The 13,281-nt window shown below is 72.9% G+C and carries 11 protein-coding genes; 6 read left to right on the top strand and 5 right to left on the bottom strand.

From position 1 onward, the window contains the following. Positions 1-133 precede the first annotated feature (133 nt). From CXH06_RS15845 to CXH06_RS15855, 3 genes are all read left to right on the top strand, one after another. The gene (locus tag CXH06_RS15845) at positions 134-1,510 is read left to right on the top strand and encodes an RbtT/DalT/CsbX family MFS transporter (protein ID WP_114856167.1); all 1,377 of its coding nucleotides are present in this window, start codon (positions 134-136) and stop codon (positions 1,508-1,510) included. 112 nt (positions 1,511-1,622) lie between these two features. Then, complete coding sequence (locus CXH06_RS15850; RefSeq protein ID WP_114856168.1) at positions 1,623-3,332, top strand: dihydroxyacetone kinase family protein; 1,710 nt, start codon at positions 1,623-1,625, stop codon at positions 3,330-3,332. Between the two features lie 40 nt (positions 3,333-3,372). Continuing rightward, positions 3,373-3,843 carry a ribose-5-phosphate isomerase gene (locus tag CXH06_RS15855; protein ID WP_114856169.1) on the top strand — a complete coding sequence of 157 codons (471 nt, stop codon included), beginning with the start codon at positions 3,373-3,375 and terminating at the stop codon, positions 3,841-3,843. Positions 3,844-4,051: 208 nt separating this feature from the next. Here CXH06_RS15855 and CXH06_RS15860 read toward each other — a convergent pair whose 3' ends face one another. Further along, positions 4,052-5,488 (bottom strand): MFS transporter, encoded by a 1,437-nt coding sequence (locus CXH06_RS15860; RefSeq protein ID WP_114856170.1) that lies wholly within the window; start codon positions 5,486-5,488, stop codon positions 4,052-4,054. A gap of 312 nt (positions 5,489-5,800) precedes the next feature. On the opposite strand from CXH06_RS15860, the gene CXH06_RS15865 reads away from it, so the two are divergent. The 3 genes from CXH06_RS15865 to CXH06_RS15875 are packed head-to-tail and all read left to right on the top strand — an operon-like array spanning position 5,801 to position 9,047. Further along, positions 5,801-7,099, top strand: coding sequence for an ABC transporter substrate-binding protein (locus tag CXH06_RS15865; protein ID WP_232820393.1), 1,299 nt, complete (start codon positions 5,801-5,803; stop codon positions 7,097-7,099). 32 nt (positions 7,100-7,131) lie between these two features. After that, the gene (locus tag CXH06_RS15870) at positions 7,132-8,109 is read left to right on the top strand and encodes a carbohydrate ABC transporter permease (protein ID WP_114856172.1); all 978 of its coding nucleotides are present in this window, start codon (positions 7,132-7,134) and stop codon (positions 8,107-8,109) included. After that, positions 8,106-9,047 (top strand): carbohydrate ABC transporter permease, encoded by a 942-nt coding sequence (locus tag CXH06_RS15875; RefSeq protein WP_114856173.1) that lies wholly within the window; start codon positions 8,106-8,108, stop codon positions 9,045-9,047. The genes CXH06_RS15870 and CXH06_RS15875 overlap by 4 nt, the downstream gene beginning before the upstream one ends. An 82-nt stretch (positions 9,048-9,129) precedes the next feature. Here the strand turns inward: CXH06_RS15875 and CXH06_RS15880 are convergent, their stop codons facing one another. The 4 genes from CXH06_RS15880 to CXH06_RS15895 are packed head-to-tail and all read right to left on the bottom strand — an operon-like array spanning position 9,130 to position 13,220. After that, positions 9,130-10,176 (bottom strand): LacI family DNA-binding transcriptional regulator, encoded by a 1,047-nt coding sequence (locus tag CXH06_RS15880; RefSeq protein ID WP_114856174.1) that lies wholly within the window; start codon positions 10,174-10,176, stop codon positions 9,130-9,132. Between the two features lie 60 nt (positions 10,177-10,236). After that, positions 10,237-10,728 carry an NUDIX hydrolase gene (locus tag CXH06_RS15885; RefSeq protein ID WP_114856175.1) on the bottom strand — a complete coding sequence of 164 codons (492 nt, stop codon included), beginning with the start codon at positions 10,726-10,728 and terminating at the stop codon, positions 10,237-10,239. Between the two features lie 12 nt (positions 10,729-10,740). Continuing rightward, positions 10,741-12,453, bottom strand: a complete 1,713-nt coding sequence (locus CXH06_RS15890) for a carboxyltransferase domain-containing protein (RefSeq protein WP_114856176.1) — start codon at positions 12,451-12,453, stop codon at positions 10,741-10,743. Next, a complete protein-coding gene (locus CXH06_RS15895; RefSeq protein WP_114856177.1) occupies positions 12,450-13,220 on the bottom strand; it encodes a LamB/YcsF family protein in 771 nt (256 codons plus the stop codon). The genes CXH06_RS15890 and CXH06_RS15895 overlap by 4 nt, the downstream gene beginning before the upstream one ends. Positions 13,221-13,281: the final 61 nt, after the last annotated feature.

A 13,281-nucleotide genomic window follows, 5' to 3' on the forward strand; every position in this document is an offset into this window, starting at 1 on the left:
GGGAGAACATTTGTGCTTGACGATTGTGCGCGCTCCGTCTAGGGTCTGATCCGTCCGCGCGCCGGCAGCGCCGTGCGCCGGGTCCCGTACGACTGTCGGCCCGTCGGCCGACTCCCACGAAGGAGTGCACCGTATGAGTTCGTCGACGCAGGCCGCCGGCCTCGCCCCGAGGGCGGCCGGCCAGGAGACGTTCCTGGACCGCCTCGGCATCCCCCACGTCCTGCGCTGGGGCTTCCTCGGCGTGCTGATCTTCATGACCGGCAACGGCGTCGAGTCCAACTTCGTCTCCACGCACATCGCCGAGGCCTTCGGGGGCGGGGACGACAAGATCGACCTCGCGGCCCGGATCATCACCGCCTACAGCCTCGCCGTCCTCATCGGCTCCTATCTCGCCGGCGCGCTCGCGGACCTCTGGGGCCCGCGCCGGGTGATGGCGCTGGGCTTCGGCGTCTGGGTGGTGTTCGAGCTGGCCTTCCTCGCCTCCCTGCAGCTCGAGTCGGTGCCGCTGGTGACCGTGTCCTACTTCCTGCGCGGCTTCGGGTTCCCCCTGTTCGCCTTCGCCTTCCTGGTGTGGATCAACCACGTGGTCGTCAAGGAGCGCAACGGCGCGGCCGTCGGCTGGTTCTACGTCATGTTCACCGGCGGTCTGCCCACGCTCGGCTCGATCGTCGCCGTCTTCCTGATCCCCGGCTTCGGCGGCGGCTTCGCCGGGGAGTCCTGGGCGATGCTGGCCTCCACCGTGCTCGTCACCATCGGCTTCCTGATCGCCTGGTTCGGCGTGCGCGAGAAGCACGGCAACGTGCGCCTCGCCCCGGCGGGAGAGTCCTCGGGCGCCGTGGTCCTCTCCGGCCTGCGGCTCACGGTCACCAACAAGCGCATCGCGATGGGCTTCCTGACCCGCCTGATCAACACCGCGCCCCAGTTCGGCATGTTCATCATCCTTCCCAACGTCATCGCCGGCTCGATCGACGACGGCGGCCTGGGCTGGAGCCAGTCGCAGTGGCTGGTCATGACCAGCGTGGTCTACGCGGGCAACATCCTGTTCAACGCCGCCTTCGGCACCCTCGGCGACAAGTGGGGCTGGACCCGGACGGTGCGCTGGTTCGGCATCGTCGGCTCCGCCGTCGGCCTGCTGCTGTGGTGGTACGTGCCGCACATGGTGCCGGCCGGCTCCGACTGGGGCTTCGTGGTCTCCGTCGCCGCGGGCACCGTCTTCGGCATCCTGCTGGCCGGTTTCGTGCCGCTGGGCGCGATCATGCCCGCGATCGCCCCCAAGCACACCGGTGCCGCGATGGCCATGTACACCACCGCCGCCGGCGGCGCGACCTTCCTCGGCTCCGCCGTGGTCGCCCTGGTCCGTCCCCTCGGCGGCGACGTCGGCGTGGTCTGGGCCTTCATCGGACTCTACGCCTGCGCCTTCGTCATGACCTTCTTCCTCAAGGTCCACCAGCCCCGGCTGCACGGCGCGGATCTCTCCGACGACGCCGCCGAGGCCCCCGCCGCCCGCTGATCCGCCCGGCCCCGGCCTGTCCCGCCCGGCTCGCCGCGCGTAGCCTGGGGACGGGCCGACAGGTCGGATCGCCGACGCTCCCCGCCGCCACCACGCCCCGAGAGAGACCCTGATGACCTATCTGTTCGATGATCCCAAGACCTTCCCCTCCGACGCCGTGGAGGGCCTCGTCGCCGCGCACCCCGAGGAGCTCGTGCGCGTCCACGGCGGCGTGGTGCGGGCGACGGCGACGCCGGCGGGGCAGCCCGCGCTGGTGGTCGGCGGCGGCTCGGGCCACTACCCGGCCTTCGCCGGCTGGGTGGGTCCCGGCTTCGCGCACGGCGCGCCGTGCGGGAACATCTTCTCCTCCCCGTCCGCGGACCAGGTGTACGCGGTCGCGCGCAATGCGGACAACGGCGGCGGCGTGATCCTCGGCTTCGGCCACTACGCCGGGGACGTCCTGCACTTCGGGGTGGCCGCGGAGAAGCTGCGGGCCGAGGGCATCGACGTGCGCATCGTCGCCGTCAGCGATGACGTCGCCTCCGGGGAGCCGGGCGATCACCGCGATCGCCGCGGGATCGCGGGGGACCTGCCCGTCTTCAAGATCGCCGGGGCCGCGATCCAGGCCGGCGCGGATCTCGAGGAGGCCGAGCGCCTGGCCTGGAAGGCCAATGACGCCACGCGCTCCCTGGGCGTCGCCTTCGACGGCTGCACCCTGCCCGGAGCCGAGGACGCCCTCTTCCACGTCCCCGCGGGGACCATGGCCATCGGTCTGGGCATCCACGGCGAGCCCGGCATCGACGAGGTGCCGATGCCCAGTGCACAGGAGCTGGCGCGCGTGCTCGTCGAGGGCGTGCTGAAGGAGACCCCGGAGCTGGACTCCTCCCGCGCCGCCGTGGTCCTCAACGGCCTGGGCACCGTGAAGTACGAGGAGCTGTTCGTGGTGTGGAAGCACGTCGCGCAGCTGCTGGCCGAGGCCGGCGTGACCGTGGTCCGTCCCGAGGTGGGCGAGCACGTCACCAGCTTGAACATGGCCGGCCTCTCCCTGACCGTGACGCGCCTGGACGAGGAGCTCGAGCAGCTCTGGCTGGCCCCGGCCGACGCCCCGGCGTTCCGTCGCGGCGGCAGCGTCGCCGGGGAGCGCGGCGCGGTGCGCGACGAGCTCTACACCCCCGGCGAGGACCCGATCCCTCCGGCCTCCGAGGACTCCCGCGCCGGCGCCGCGCGCATCACCGAGATCCTCGCCGAGCTGCAGTCCCTGCTCGAGGAGATGGAGCCGGAGCTGGGGCGCATGGACGCGATCGCCGGCGACGGCGACCACGGCCAGGGCATGGTGCTCGGCGTGCGCGCCGCCCGCGCCACCGCCGAGCGCGTCACCGGCGCCGGAGCGGGCGCCCGCACGGTGCTGGTGCAGGCCGGGGCCTCGTGGTCCGCCGAGGCCGGCGGCACCTCCGGGGCGCTCTGGGGCGCGGCGCTGACCAGCCTGGGCAGCGCCTTCTCCGATGACGAGGCGGTCTCCGACCCGCAGATCCTCACCGGCCTCCAGCAGGCCGTGCAGGCCGTCGAGCGCCTCGGCGGCGCGGCCCCCGGCGACAAGACCATGGTCGACGCCGGGGTGCCCTTCCGCGAGGCGCTGGCCTCCGCCGCCGAGGGCGCCCCCGCCGCGGAGGCCGTCCGCGCTGCGGCCGCGCAGGCCACCGAGGCCGCGCAGGCCACCGCGGACATCGCCGCCCACCTGGGCCGCGCCCGCACCCACGGCGACAAGTCCGTGGGCACCCCGGACCCGGGGGCGATCTCCTTCGCGGCGATCGTCACCCGCCTCGGTGAGCTGCTCGCCGCCTGACCACCGCATTCCGCAGGAACCACACCCCGAAGGAGACGTCATGGGCTGGAGAATCATCACCGGATCCGACAACGCCGGATACGGGCACAAGAGCGCGCTGAAGGAGCTGCTGGAGGCGGATGACCGCGTCGAGTCGGTGGTCGACGTGGGCGTCGGCTCGGCCGATGACGGCACGTACTACCCGAACGTCGCGGTCGCGGCGGCGGAGAAGGTCGCCGCCGGCGAGGCCGATCGCGCGCTGCTGGTCTGCGGCACCGGTCTGGGTGTCGCGATCGCGGCGAACAAGGTCTCCGGCGTCCGCGCGGTGACCGCGCACGATCTGTACTCGGTGCAGCGCTCGGTGCTGTCGAACAACGCGCAGGTGCTGTGCATGGGCCAGCGGGTGGTGGGCCTCGAGCTCGCGAAGGAGCTGGTCAAGGTGTGGCTGGACCTCGAGTTCGATCCGGCCTCCTCCTCCGCGGCGAAGGTCGATGCGATCTGCGCCTACGACGGGTCCCTCGAGCAGGCCTGATCCGGCCGGGCCGGCGCGAGCCGGCCGCGGCGGGCTCGCCGGCAAGGTCCTCCCTTTCCCCCTCGCCCCCAGGGTGGGTCGGAGAACGTCCCCTCTACAAGGGGCCTCATCCGACCGAACCCGCCGGCGGCCCACTCTGCCGCGGTGTGGTCGGGGAAGGTCCCCGTCTCCGGGGGCTTTCTCCGACCGCACCCGTCGGTGGCGCCTGTCAGTCCGCGAGTGCCCGACCGCGCAGCTCGGGCAGGGTGAAGGCCGCGGCAGCGGCCAGGGCGAAGGCGAGGGCGAGAGCGCCGAAGGCCAGGACCTGGCCACCGGCCGCGACCAGCACGGGCACCAGGAACGGCGCCATGATCGAGGCGAGGCGTCCGAAGGCCGCCGCCGCCCCGGTGCCCGTGCCGCGCACCGCGGTGGGGTAGAGCTCCGGGCCGATCGCGTACAGCGCGCCCCAGGCGCCGAGGTTGAAGAAGCTCAGCAGGCACCCGGCGACGAGGATCTGCGCCTCGCTGTCCGCCAATCCGTAGCCGATCGCCGAGAGGGCGGAGCCGGTGAGGAACACCGTGAGCGTCCAGCGCCGCCCCAGCACCTCGATCAGCCAGGCCGCGGCGGCATAGCCGGGGATCTGGGCGAGGGTGATGATGAGCGTGAAGGTGAAGGAGCGGGTGAGGTCGAAGCCGCGGTCCACCAGCAGCGTGGGGATCCAGATGAAGGCGCCGTAGTAGGCGAGGTTGATGAAGAACCACACCGCCCACAGGCCGGCGGTGCGGCCGCGCAGCGCCCGGGACCAGATGCCGCCGGCGTCCTCGACCCGGTCCGCCGCGGGCACCACGCCGACGGCATCGGCGTCGACCCGTTCCGCCGCGCAGCCGGACGGCGCCGTCGCACCGTCGGACGGCGCCTCGCCGGCCGGCTCCGACGGGGGCTCGATCCCGGCGGCCTCCTCGAAGCCGCGGGTGACGGCCTCGGCCTCCTCGAACCGGCCCTTCGTCTCCAGGAAGCGCACTGATTCGGGGGTGCCCAGGCGGATCACCAGCGAGTACAGGGCCGGGACCAGGCCCGCCGCGAGCGCCCAGCGCCACCCGGTGGGTCCGGAGGCGGCCACGAAGGTCCCGACCAGGGCGGCGAGGATCCAGCCCAGCGCCCAGAACGCCTCGAGCCACACCACCACGCGGCCGCGGATCCGGGCCGGGGCGAACTCGCTCATCAGGGTGGAGGCCACCGGCAGCTCGGCCCCGAGGCCCAGACCCACCACGAAGCGCAGCACGATCAGCGCGCCCACTCCGAGCGCGAGGGCGGAGGCGCCCGTGGCCAGGCCGTAGACCAGCAGGGTGAGGGCGAAGACGCTGCGTCGCCCGATCCGATCGGCGAGCAGGCCGCCCACGCTGGCCCCGAGGGCCATCCCGGCGAAGCCCGCGGAGGCGATGAGGGAGCCGTCGGCCGTGGAGATCCCCCAGTGCACGGTCAGCGCCGCGATGATGAACGAGATCAGGCCCACGTCCATCGCGTCCAGCGCCCAGCCGATGCCGGAGGCGCCCAGCAGCTTGGCGTGCTTGCGGGTGAAGGGCAGGCGGTCCAGGCGCTGGGACCGCGTCAGCGGATCGCCGGTGGCGGCACTCGCGGCGTCGGGCGCGGCAGGGGAGCGGCTCATCGTCATCTCCGGGGAGGTAGGGGTGTCCCGGGCCATGATGGTCCACCCGATGCCACCGACGACGACCCGTCCGTGCCGGTGGTGTGGTGCGGATCACGAGCACGGCCGACGAGGAATGCTCACGTGGGAGAAGCGTTTGACAGGGAATTTCTAGCGCTGCAAACTTGCCGGGCGTGGCGACTGCGACACGGCTGATCGCGGTCCGTCCTCCGGCGATCCGCCGAACCGGGACCGGAGCCACGAGCAACTACTGGATGTCTGCGTGAGGACGCGCGACGTACGTGCGTGATGGTGCGCCGAGGAGGACCGACAGTGCGAACGAGAACATCAGGTGCCGACGGACAGGTCAGCCGGCGACGGCTCCTCGCCGGCGCCGCGGGAGGGATCGGCGCGGGAGCGCTCGCCCTGGCCGGCTGCTCCGGCGGCATCGGCAGCAGCGGCGCAGACCTGCGCTTCTTCATGCAGAAGCAGGAGGTCATCGGCTACTTCGGTGACCTGCTGACGCAGTTCGAGAGCGCGCACCCGGGCCTCTCGGTCGTCCACGACTCCACCACCGCGATCGCCCCGCAGTTCGTGCGCGAGGACCCGGCCGATGTCGGCTGCTTCAACACCAACCTCGAGCTGGCCCGGTACATCGAGCGCGGCGTGCTGCGCGACCTGTCCGATCTGCCCTCGGCCGGTCGGATCCGCGACAGCATCGGCGAGCTGGCCACCCAGTACGCCGACTACCCCGGCCGCACCAGCGTCCTGCCGTACTCGCTGGCTGCGGCGGGAGTCATCTACAACCGGACGATCTTCTCCGAGCACGATCTCCCCGTCCCGGAGACCTGGGACGAGTTCGTCGACGTGTGCACGGAGCTGCAGGACGCCGGGGTGACCCCGATCTACGCGACCGACCGTGACACGTGGACCCTGTGGCAGGGACTGTTCGACTACTCCGTGGGCAGCCTCGTCGACCCCGCCGCCTTCTTCGCGAAGATGACCGAGATCGGCGAGGACGTGGGACCGGACTCGGAGGTCTCCTTCGAGAAGGACTTCGCCGTGCCGATGGAGCGCGCGAAGACGATCTCCTCGTTCTTCAACCCCGACCACGCCACCCGTTCCTACGCCGACGGCAACCTCGCCTTCGGCAAGGGCGAGGCGGCGATGTATCTGCAGGGTCCCTGGGCTCTGAGCCAGATCGCCCTGATCGACGACAGCCTCGACATCGGCACCTTCGCCCTGCCGGTGACCGATGACCCGGCCGACCGGCAGGCGCGCGTGAACGTGGACCTGGGGCTGTGGATCCCGGAGCAGGCGAGCGATGTCGACGGCGCTCGCGAGCTCGTCGAGTTCCTCATGCAGCCCGAGATCATCAACGCCTACAACCGCGACAACCTCACCTACGCCACGACGACGGGCGCTCCGCCGCAGACCGACGAGCGTCTCGAGGGGCTGCAGACCTACATCGACGAGGCGGCCTTCTACCAGGGGGCCGGCACCTTCGTGCCGACCTCCATCCCGCTGGGCAACTACCTGCAGTCCGCGATCCGCAGCGGGGACTTCACGACGATGCTGCGCCAGCTCGATGCCGACTGGCGCCGCGTGTCCGTCCGGGACGCGACCGTCTGAGCGCGATGGCACCCCTCGAACCAGGAGCGAGCATGACCAGCACCGACATCTCAGCACCCAGCCCGGAGCGCACACCGCCGACGACGCGCTCCGACGACTCGCCGGCACGGGGCAGGCGCACCGGCGGCCGTGCCCGGCGCAGCCGCGGACCGCGCACCGACCTGATCCACTACCTCTTCCTCGTGCCCGCCCTGCTGGCCTTCACCGGCTTCGTCGTGGTCCCGGCGGCGCAGGGCATCTTCTACAGCTTCACCGACTTCGTCGGCTTCGGAGAATGGAAGATGCTGGGTCTGGCGAACTACCGGACCCTGTTCTCCGACCCCTCGATCCTCAGCTCCTACTCCTTCACCCTCGCCTTCGCGGTGGTGACGGTGATCCTCACCCAGACCATCGCGCTGGCCCTGGCGATCGCCCTGACCAAGCGCGTGCGGTTCGTCTCCGGGCTGCGCACGATCTTCGTGATCCCGATGGTGGTCTCCGGCATCGTCGTCGCCTACGTGTTCAACTACCTGTTCTCCAACACGATCCCGGCCCTCGCGACCGCCCTCGGCATCGGCCCGCTGGAGGAGAGCATCCTGGGCAACCCCGACCTCGCATGGCTCTCGATCGTCATCGTCACCTCGTGGCAGACCGTCCCGGGCGCCCTGCTGATCTACACCGCCGGGCTCACGTCCATCCCGGACGAGCTCTACGAGGCCAGCTCCCTGGACGGCGCCTCCGCCTGGAAGCAGCTGCGGGCGATCACCCTGCCTTTGATCAGCGGATTCGTGCTCATCAACACGATCCTCGGGGTGAAGGGCTACCTGGGGGCCTATGACGTCATCGTCGGCCTGACCGGCGGCGGTCCCGGCACCTCCACGCGAAGCGTCGCCATGAGCATCTTCTCCGGCTTCACCGGCGGGGAGTACGCCTATCAGATGGCCAACGCGACGGTCTTCTTCGTCATCACGGTCCTCATCTCCGTCGTGCAGCTGCTCGTTGTGCGAGGAAGGAACCTCACTCTCGCATGAGCACCCTCGACACCGCCCCCTCCGACACCGCCCCCACGGACACGGCCCGGACGGGCGCCTCCCCGGCCGGCGCCGCGCCCACCGGCTCCGACCGCACCGGGGCCCTGCGGCACCGTGGCGGCCGCGTGAACTGGCCGCTGACGATCCTGCTGGCGATCGCCGCGCTGACCGTGATCATCCCGCTGTACGTCACCGTGATGATGTCGCTGAAGACGCCCTCGCAGTCGGCCGACGGCAATGCTCTCTCGCTGCCGGACCCCTTCGATCCCTCCGGCTTCGCCGAGGCCTGGGAGCTGACCCGCTTCCCGGTCGCCTTCGGGGTCTCCGTCCTCGTCTGCCTGGTGACGGTGACGCTGACGCTGCTCCTGAGCTCCCTGGCGTCCTACACGATCGTGCGCAACTGGCATCGACGGTTCTTCCGCTGGTCGTTCGTCTATCTGCTGGCGGCGATGTTCCTGCCTTTCCCTGTGGTGGCGCTGCCGCAGATCAAGCTCACCGCTCAGCTGGGGCTGGACAATCCCGTCGGGGTGGCGATCCTCCACGCGATGTTCCAGCTGTCCTTCAGCGTGCTGCTGTACTCCGCCTACCTGCGCTCGATCCCGGCCGAGCTGGAGGAGAGCGCCCGGATCGACGGGGCATCGACCTGGCAGATCTTCTGGCGGATCATCCTGCCGCTGCTGGGGCCGATGAACGCGACCGTCGGCATCTTTGCGTTCCTGGCCTCCTGGAACGACTTCATGCTGGCCTCCCTGATCACCTCGGATCCCCTGCTGCAGACCCTGCCGGTGGTTCAGAACATCTTCCAGAGCGATTTCGGGACCAACTACAACGTGGCCTTCGCGTCGTACCTGATGGCGATGGCGCCGACCGTGATCGTGTACCTCATCGCGCAGCGCTGGGTGATCAGCGGGATCACCCAGGGCGCGGTGAAGTCCTGACCCGCGGCGCGCCGCGGGCGGGCCGGGACCGGACCGCCATCCGGCCGCTGCTGCCGGAGGGTCGGCGGCCCGCCGCGCCGGATCAGCCGACGGCGCGCTGGTCCGCGTCCACCGTCCCGTCGGCGTAGGGGGCGCTCTCGCCGACCAGCAGCCGGTGTCCGACGGTCAGATGGCGGCCGGGCCCGTCGTGCCCCTCGATCCTCCCGAGCAGCATCTCCAGAGCGCTCTCGGCGAGGGCCACGGTGTCCGGCGCCACCGAGGTCAGGCTCGGCACCAGGCTCGCCGCCAGGCCGATCGCATCCCAGCCGATCACCGCGATGTCATCGGGCGCGTGCAGTCCCCGCAGGTGCATCGCCCGCAGCGCACCGAGGGCCGCGAGGTCGTCGCGGCACAGCAGCGCATCGACCTCGAGACCGCGGTCCAGGGCCGCGCCGACCGCCACCACCGCTCCCCGGTCGTCCCCGACCTCGCGCGGGACCAACAGGGAGTCCTCGACAGGCAGGCCGGCCTCGCGCAAGCCGTTGCGGTACCCCTCCAGGCGCAGCGCCGAGGGCCGGGAGAGCTCGCCGATCTCGTGTCCCGCGAAGCCGATGCGCCGGCGGCCGAGGGCGACGAGATGGGCCACGGCCTCCTCGGCCGCGAGCACGTTGTCGATCGCGATCTGGTCCGCACGGGCGGACCGATCGCCTTCGCCGAGGTAGACGACCGGGGAGTCCCCGCGCAGCTCGTCGATCCGGGCCGGGGTGAGGTCCTGGGGGTGGACGATCACACCGTCGACCATCCCTGCCGCCCGTCCCCGCACCGCGGAGCGCTCGCCGTCGGCGGTCCCCGCGGTCTCCTCGAGCAGCAGCTGGTAGCCGCGCGCCGCGCAGACGCGGGAGAGGACGTGGGCGAGCTCGGCGAAGTAGGGACGGCGCAGATCGGCGAAGGCGAAGGCCAGCATGGTGGAGCGTCCGGTCGCCAGACTGCGGCCCAGGACGTTGGGGCGGTAGCCCAGAGCATCGAGCGAGGCCTGCACGCGCGTGCGCATGGCATCGCTGACGTGCACGTAGCCGCGCACGACGTTGGAGACCGTCTTCATCGAGACGCCCGCGTGATCGGCGACGTCCTGCAGGGTGACCCGACTCATCGGACTACGGTACCCGGCGGCGAGATCCTCGATCGGCGGAGCCGTGTCCACCGCCCGTGCTCAGCGGTGCGGGTGCGCCTGCAGGTCCACCTCGGCCTCGCCGCGCAGCACGGCCAGGGCGCGCCGGGCCCGGGCCCCGCCCCACGAGGAGAGGATGTCGGCCTCGGCCTCGGGGATCAGCGCCCAGTCGTCCAGCTCGGCGACCTGCGGGACGATCCTCGCCACGAGCTCCGCGCGAGGGATCACGCCGGCATCGAACACGAAGTGCACGCCCATCGGGGCGCTGCGCACCGCGGAGGAGGGCAGCCAGTCCACCGCCAGCAGGCGCCCCACCTCGAGGTCCAGGCCCAGCTCCTCGCTGACCTCCCGCTGGGCGCACCGGCGGGGGTCCTCCCCGGGGTCGACCCCGCCGCCGGGCAGCAGCCAGTGGTCTCGATAGTTCGGCTTCTCCACCACGAAGCGGTCGTCCTCGTCCCGCAGGATCACCGCACCGGAGGTGATCACCGTGGGCAGGGAGGCGAAGTAGGCGGGGTCGGGGAGCAGGCGCGGCATGGGCTCATCGTGTCACTCCGCCGGGGCGAAGCGCACGGCGGTTCCCGGAGCCGCCTGTCCCAGCAGGTCCAGCCCCGCACGGGGGACGACGGCGATCACGGGGTACCCGCCGGTGGTGGGATGGTCGGGACCGAAGACGACGGGCAGTCCCGAGGGCGGCACCTGGATCGCGCCGGGGAGCATCGCCTCGCTGGGCAGCGAGGCGGCGCCGATCGGCACGCTCAGCGCCTCGCCGTCCAGGCGCACGCCCACCCGGTCGGAGTCCGGGCGCACGGTCCAGGTCCTCGCCAGCAGCGCCTCCAGCGCCGGGGCGCCCAGCAGTGCGTCCCGCGGTCCGGGATGCACGGGGACGCGCAGCGCCGCCGCGGTCGGCGCGCCGCCCCCGGCCGACGGCGCGGGCTCCTCCGGGGACGGCTCCTGCGCCGTGGTCGCAGCGGGTGGGACCGCGTCGAGCCCCTGCTCCGCGCCGGCCAGGAGCACGTCCCCGGGCCCCAGCGGCGACGGGCCGAGGCCCGAGAGGGTGTCGTGGGACATCGCGCCGAGGACCGGTCCCTCGGCCGGTGCCCCGCCGGCGGGGTGCACGGCCCCGATGCCGCCGCGGACGGCGAGCACGAGCCGCAGCCCGTCGGAGGCCGGTCCCAGCTCGAGCCGGTCCCCGGGGTCCAGCGCGATCGCCCGTTCCCGGCCCGAGCCGGCGAGGTGCTCCAGGTCGCCGCTCTCCTCGTCCCGGCGATGCACGGTCAGCGGCGCCCTCGCCCCGGAGACGGCCACGACGGCGGGTGCGAGCGCCTCGAGCACCAGCGGCCCCACGAGCGTCTCGAGCACCGCGGCGCCGGAGGGATTGCCGAGGGCGAGGTTCGCGCGCACCATCGCGCCGCGGTCGAAGACCCCGGAACCGCTCACGCCGATCGCCGCGCGCCCCGGGCGGCCGGCGTCCTCGAGGAGGGTCAGCGGGCCGGGGGCGCGGACCTCGAGCACGGGGGTCCCACCGGGGGCGAGGGCGGGACCGCCGCGCCGCCGGCCCCGCAGGGCGGCACCCCGCGCGGCGCGCGCGATCGGGGAGGCGGTGCGCGCGGTCGGCCGCTGCGGGGCGAAGCGGACGCGGGTGCCGGGCGTGAGCAGCGCGGGCGGCTCCCGGTCCGGAGCGAACAGCTCGGCGTCGCTGCGGCCGATGAGCTGCCAGCCGCCGGGGGAGGAGCGAGGGTAGATCCCGCAGTAGCGGGAGGCGAGGCCCACGGCACCGGCCGGCACGGCGGGGCGCGGCTCCGCGCGTCGCGGCACCTCCCCGGGGGCGTCGGCGGGATCCTCCGGCACCAGATACGCGAAGCCCGGCGCGAAGCCGCCGAAGGCCGCGATCCAGGTCGTCGAGGAGTGCGCGTCGATCAGGGACTGCGTGCTCCTCCCGAGCAGCGCGGCGAGCTCCTCGAGGTCCTCGCCGTCGTAGACGACCTCGAGCGTGCGCTCGGCGGCCTCCCCCTCCGTCGCGGGGGCGGCGGGCAGCGTGGTCAGCAGGTCCGCGAGGGCGGCGCGGTCCCCGGCGGTCGTCCCGGTCAGCAGCAGCGTGCGCTCGGCCGGGACCAGGTCCCGCAGACCGGCGGGGGCGAGGGCCTCCACGGCGGCCGCGGCGGCCAGCACCGCTGCGGTGTCCTCGTACTCGGCCAGCAGGGCGTGCTCCCCGGCGCGATGCACGGCCCGCGGCGGCGGGAGGGTCCGCGGAGGGCTCACAGCGCCGCCTCGAGCTGCACGCCCTCGTCCAGGAGCCGTGCCCGCACCGCACGGGCCAGGGCGATCGCCCCGGGGGTGTCGCCGTGCAGGCACAGGGTGCGGACGTCCAGGGGCACCCAGGTCCCGTCGGCGGTCCGTGCCCCGCGCTCGGTCGCGATCGATGTGGCCTGCGCGGCCACCGCCACCGGATCGGTGAGCACCGCGCCGGGCTCGTGGCGCGGGGCGAGGGTGCCGTCGGCGCGGTAGGCGCGGTCGGCGAAGCCCTCGAGGACCACCTCGATCCCGGCCGCGCGGGCGAGGTCGACGACGGCCGCGCCGGGCGCCGCGACCAGGGGCAGCCGCCCGCCGAGCTCCTGCAGCGCCTGCACCACCGCCTCGGCCTGACCGGTGTGGTGGGCCAGGGCGGAGTACAGGGCACCGTGCGGCTTGATGCCCCGCACCGGTGCCCCCTCGGCGGCCGCGATCGCCTGCAGGCCGCCCACCTGCACGATCACCTGGTCGGTGAGGTCGTCGGGGGAGATGTCCAGGAAGCGCCGGCCGAATCCCAGCAGATCCGGATAGGCGACGTGCGCGGTGATCGCGACCGAGCGCGCGGCGGCCGCGCGGGCGGCGGCGCGCATCGTGCCCGGATCCCCGGCGTGCCCGCCGCAGGCTACGTTCGCGGTGGTCACGACCTCGAGCAACGCCTCGTCGTCCCCCATCGTCCAGGGCCCCAGGCCCTCCCCGAGGTCGGCATTGAGATCGAGCAGCGGCATCTGGGCGGACATCCTCGGTCGACTCCTTCGCATGGGCGGCGCACGTGCCCCCATTGTCCGCCCCGGCCGCTCC

This window comes from Brachybacterium sp. YJGR34, from assembly GCF_003347015.1.
In the GTDB taxonomy this organism is placed as follows: Bacteria; Actinomycetota; Actinomycetes; order Actinomycetales; family Dermabacteraceae; genus Brachybacterium.

What these genes read in the sequence shown, in the direction of transcription:
- CXH06_RS15870 (WP_114856172.1), top strand. Translation starts at nt 7,132, where the DNA reads ATGACCAGCACCGACATCTCAGCACCCAGCCCGGAGCGCACACCGCCG.
- CXH06_RS15875 (WP_114856173.1), top strand. Translation starts at nt 8,106, where the DNA reads ATGAGCACCCTCGACACCGCCCCCTCCGACACCGCCCCCACGGACACG.
- CXH06_RS15855 (WP_114856169.1), top strand. Translation starts at nt 3,373, where the DNA reads ATGGGCTGGAGAATCATCACCGGATCCGACAACGCCGGATACGGGCAC.
- CXH06_RS15845 (WP_114856167.1), top strand. Translation starts at nt 134, where the DNA reads ATGAGTTCGTCGACGCAGGCCGCCGGCCTCGCCCCGAGGGCGGCCGGC.
- CXH06_RS15895 (WP_114856177.1), bottom strand. Translation starts at nt 13,220, where the DNA reads ATGTCCGCCCAGATGCCGCTGCTCGATCTCAATGCCGACCTCGGGGAG.
- CXH06_RS15885 (WP_114856175.1), bottom strand. Translation starts at nt 10,728, where the DNA reads ATGCCGCGCCTGCTCCCCGACCCCGCCTACTTCGCCTCCCTGCCCACG.
- CXH06_RS15860 (WP_114856170.1), bottom strand. Translation starts at nt 5,488, where the DNA reads ATGAGCCGCTCCCCTGCCGCGCCCGACGCCGCGAGTGCCGCCACCGGC.
- CXH06_RS15850 (WP_114856168.1), top strand. Translation starts at nt 1,623, where the DNA reads ATGACCTATCTGTTCGATGATCCCAAGACCTTCCCCTCCGACGCCGTG.
- CXH06_RS15880 (WP_114856174.1), bottom strand. Translation starts at nt 10,176, where the DNA reads ATGAGTCGGGTCACCCTGCAGGACGTCGCCGATCACGCGGGCGTCTCG.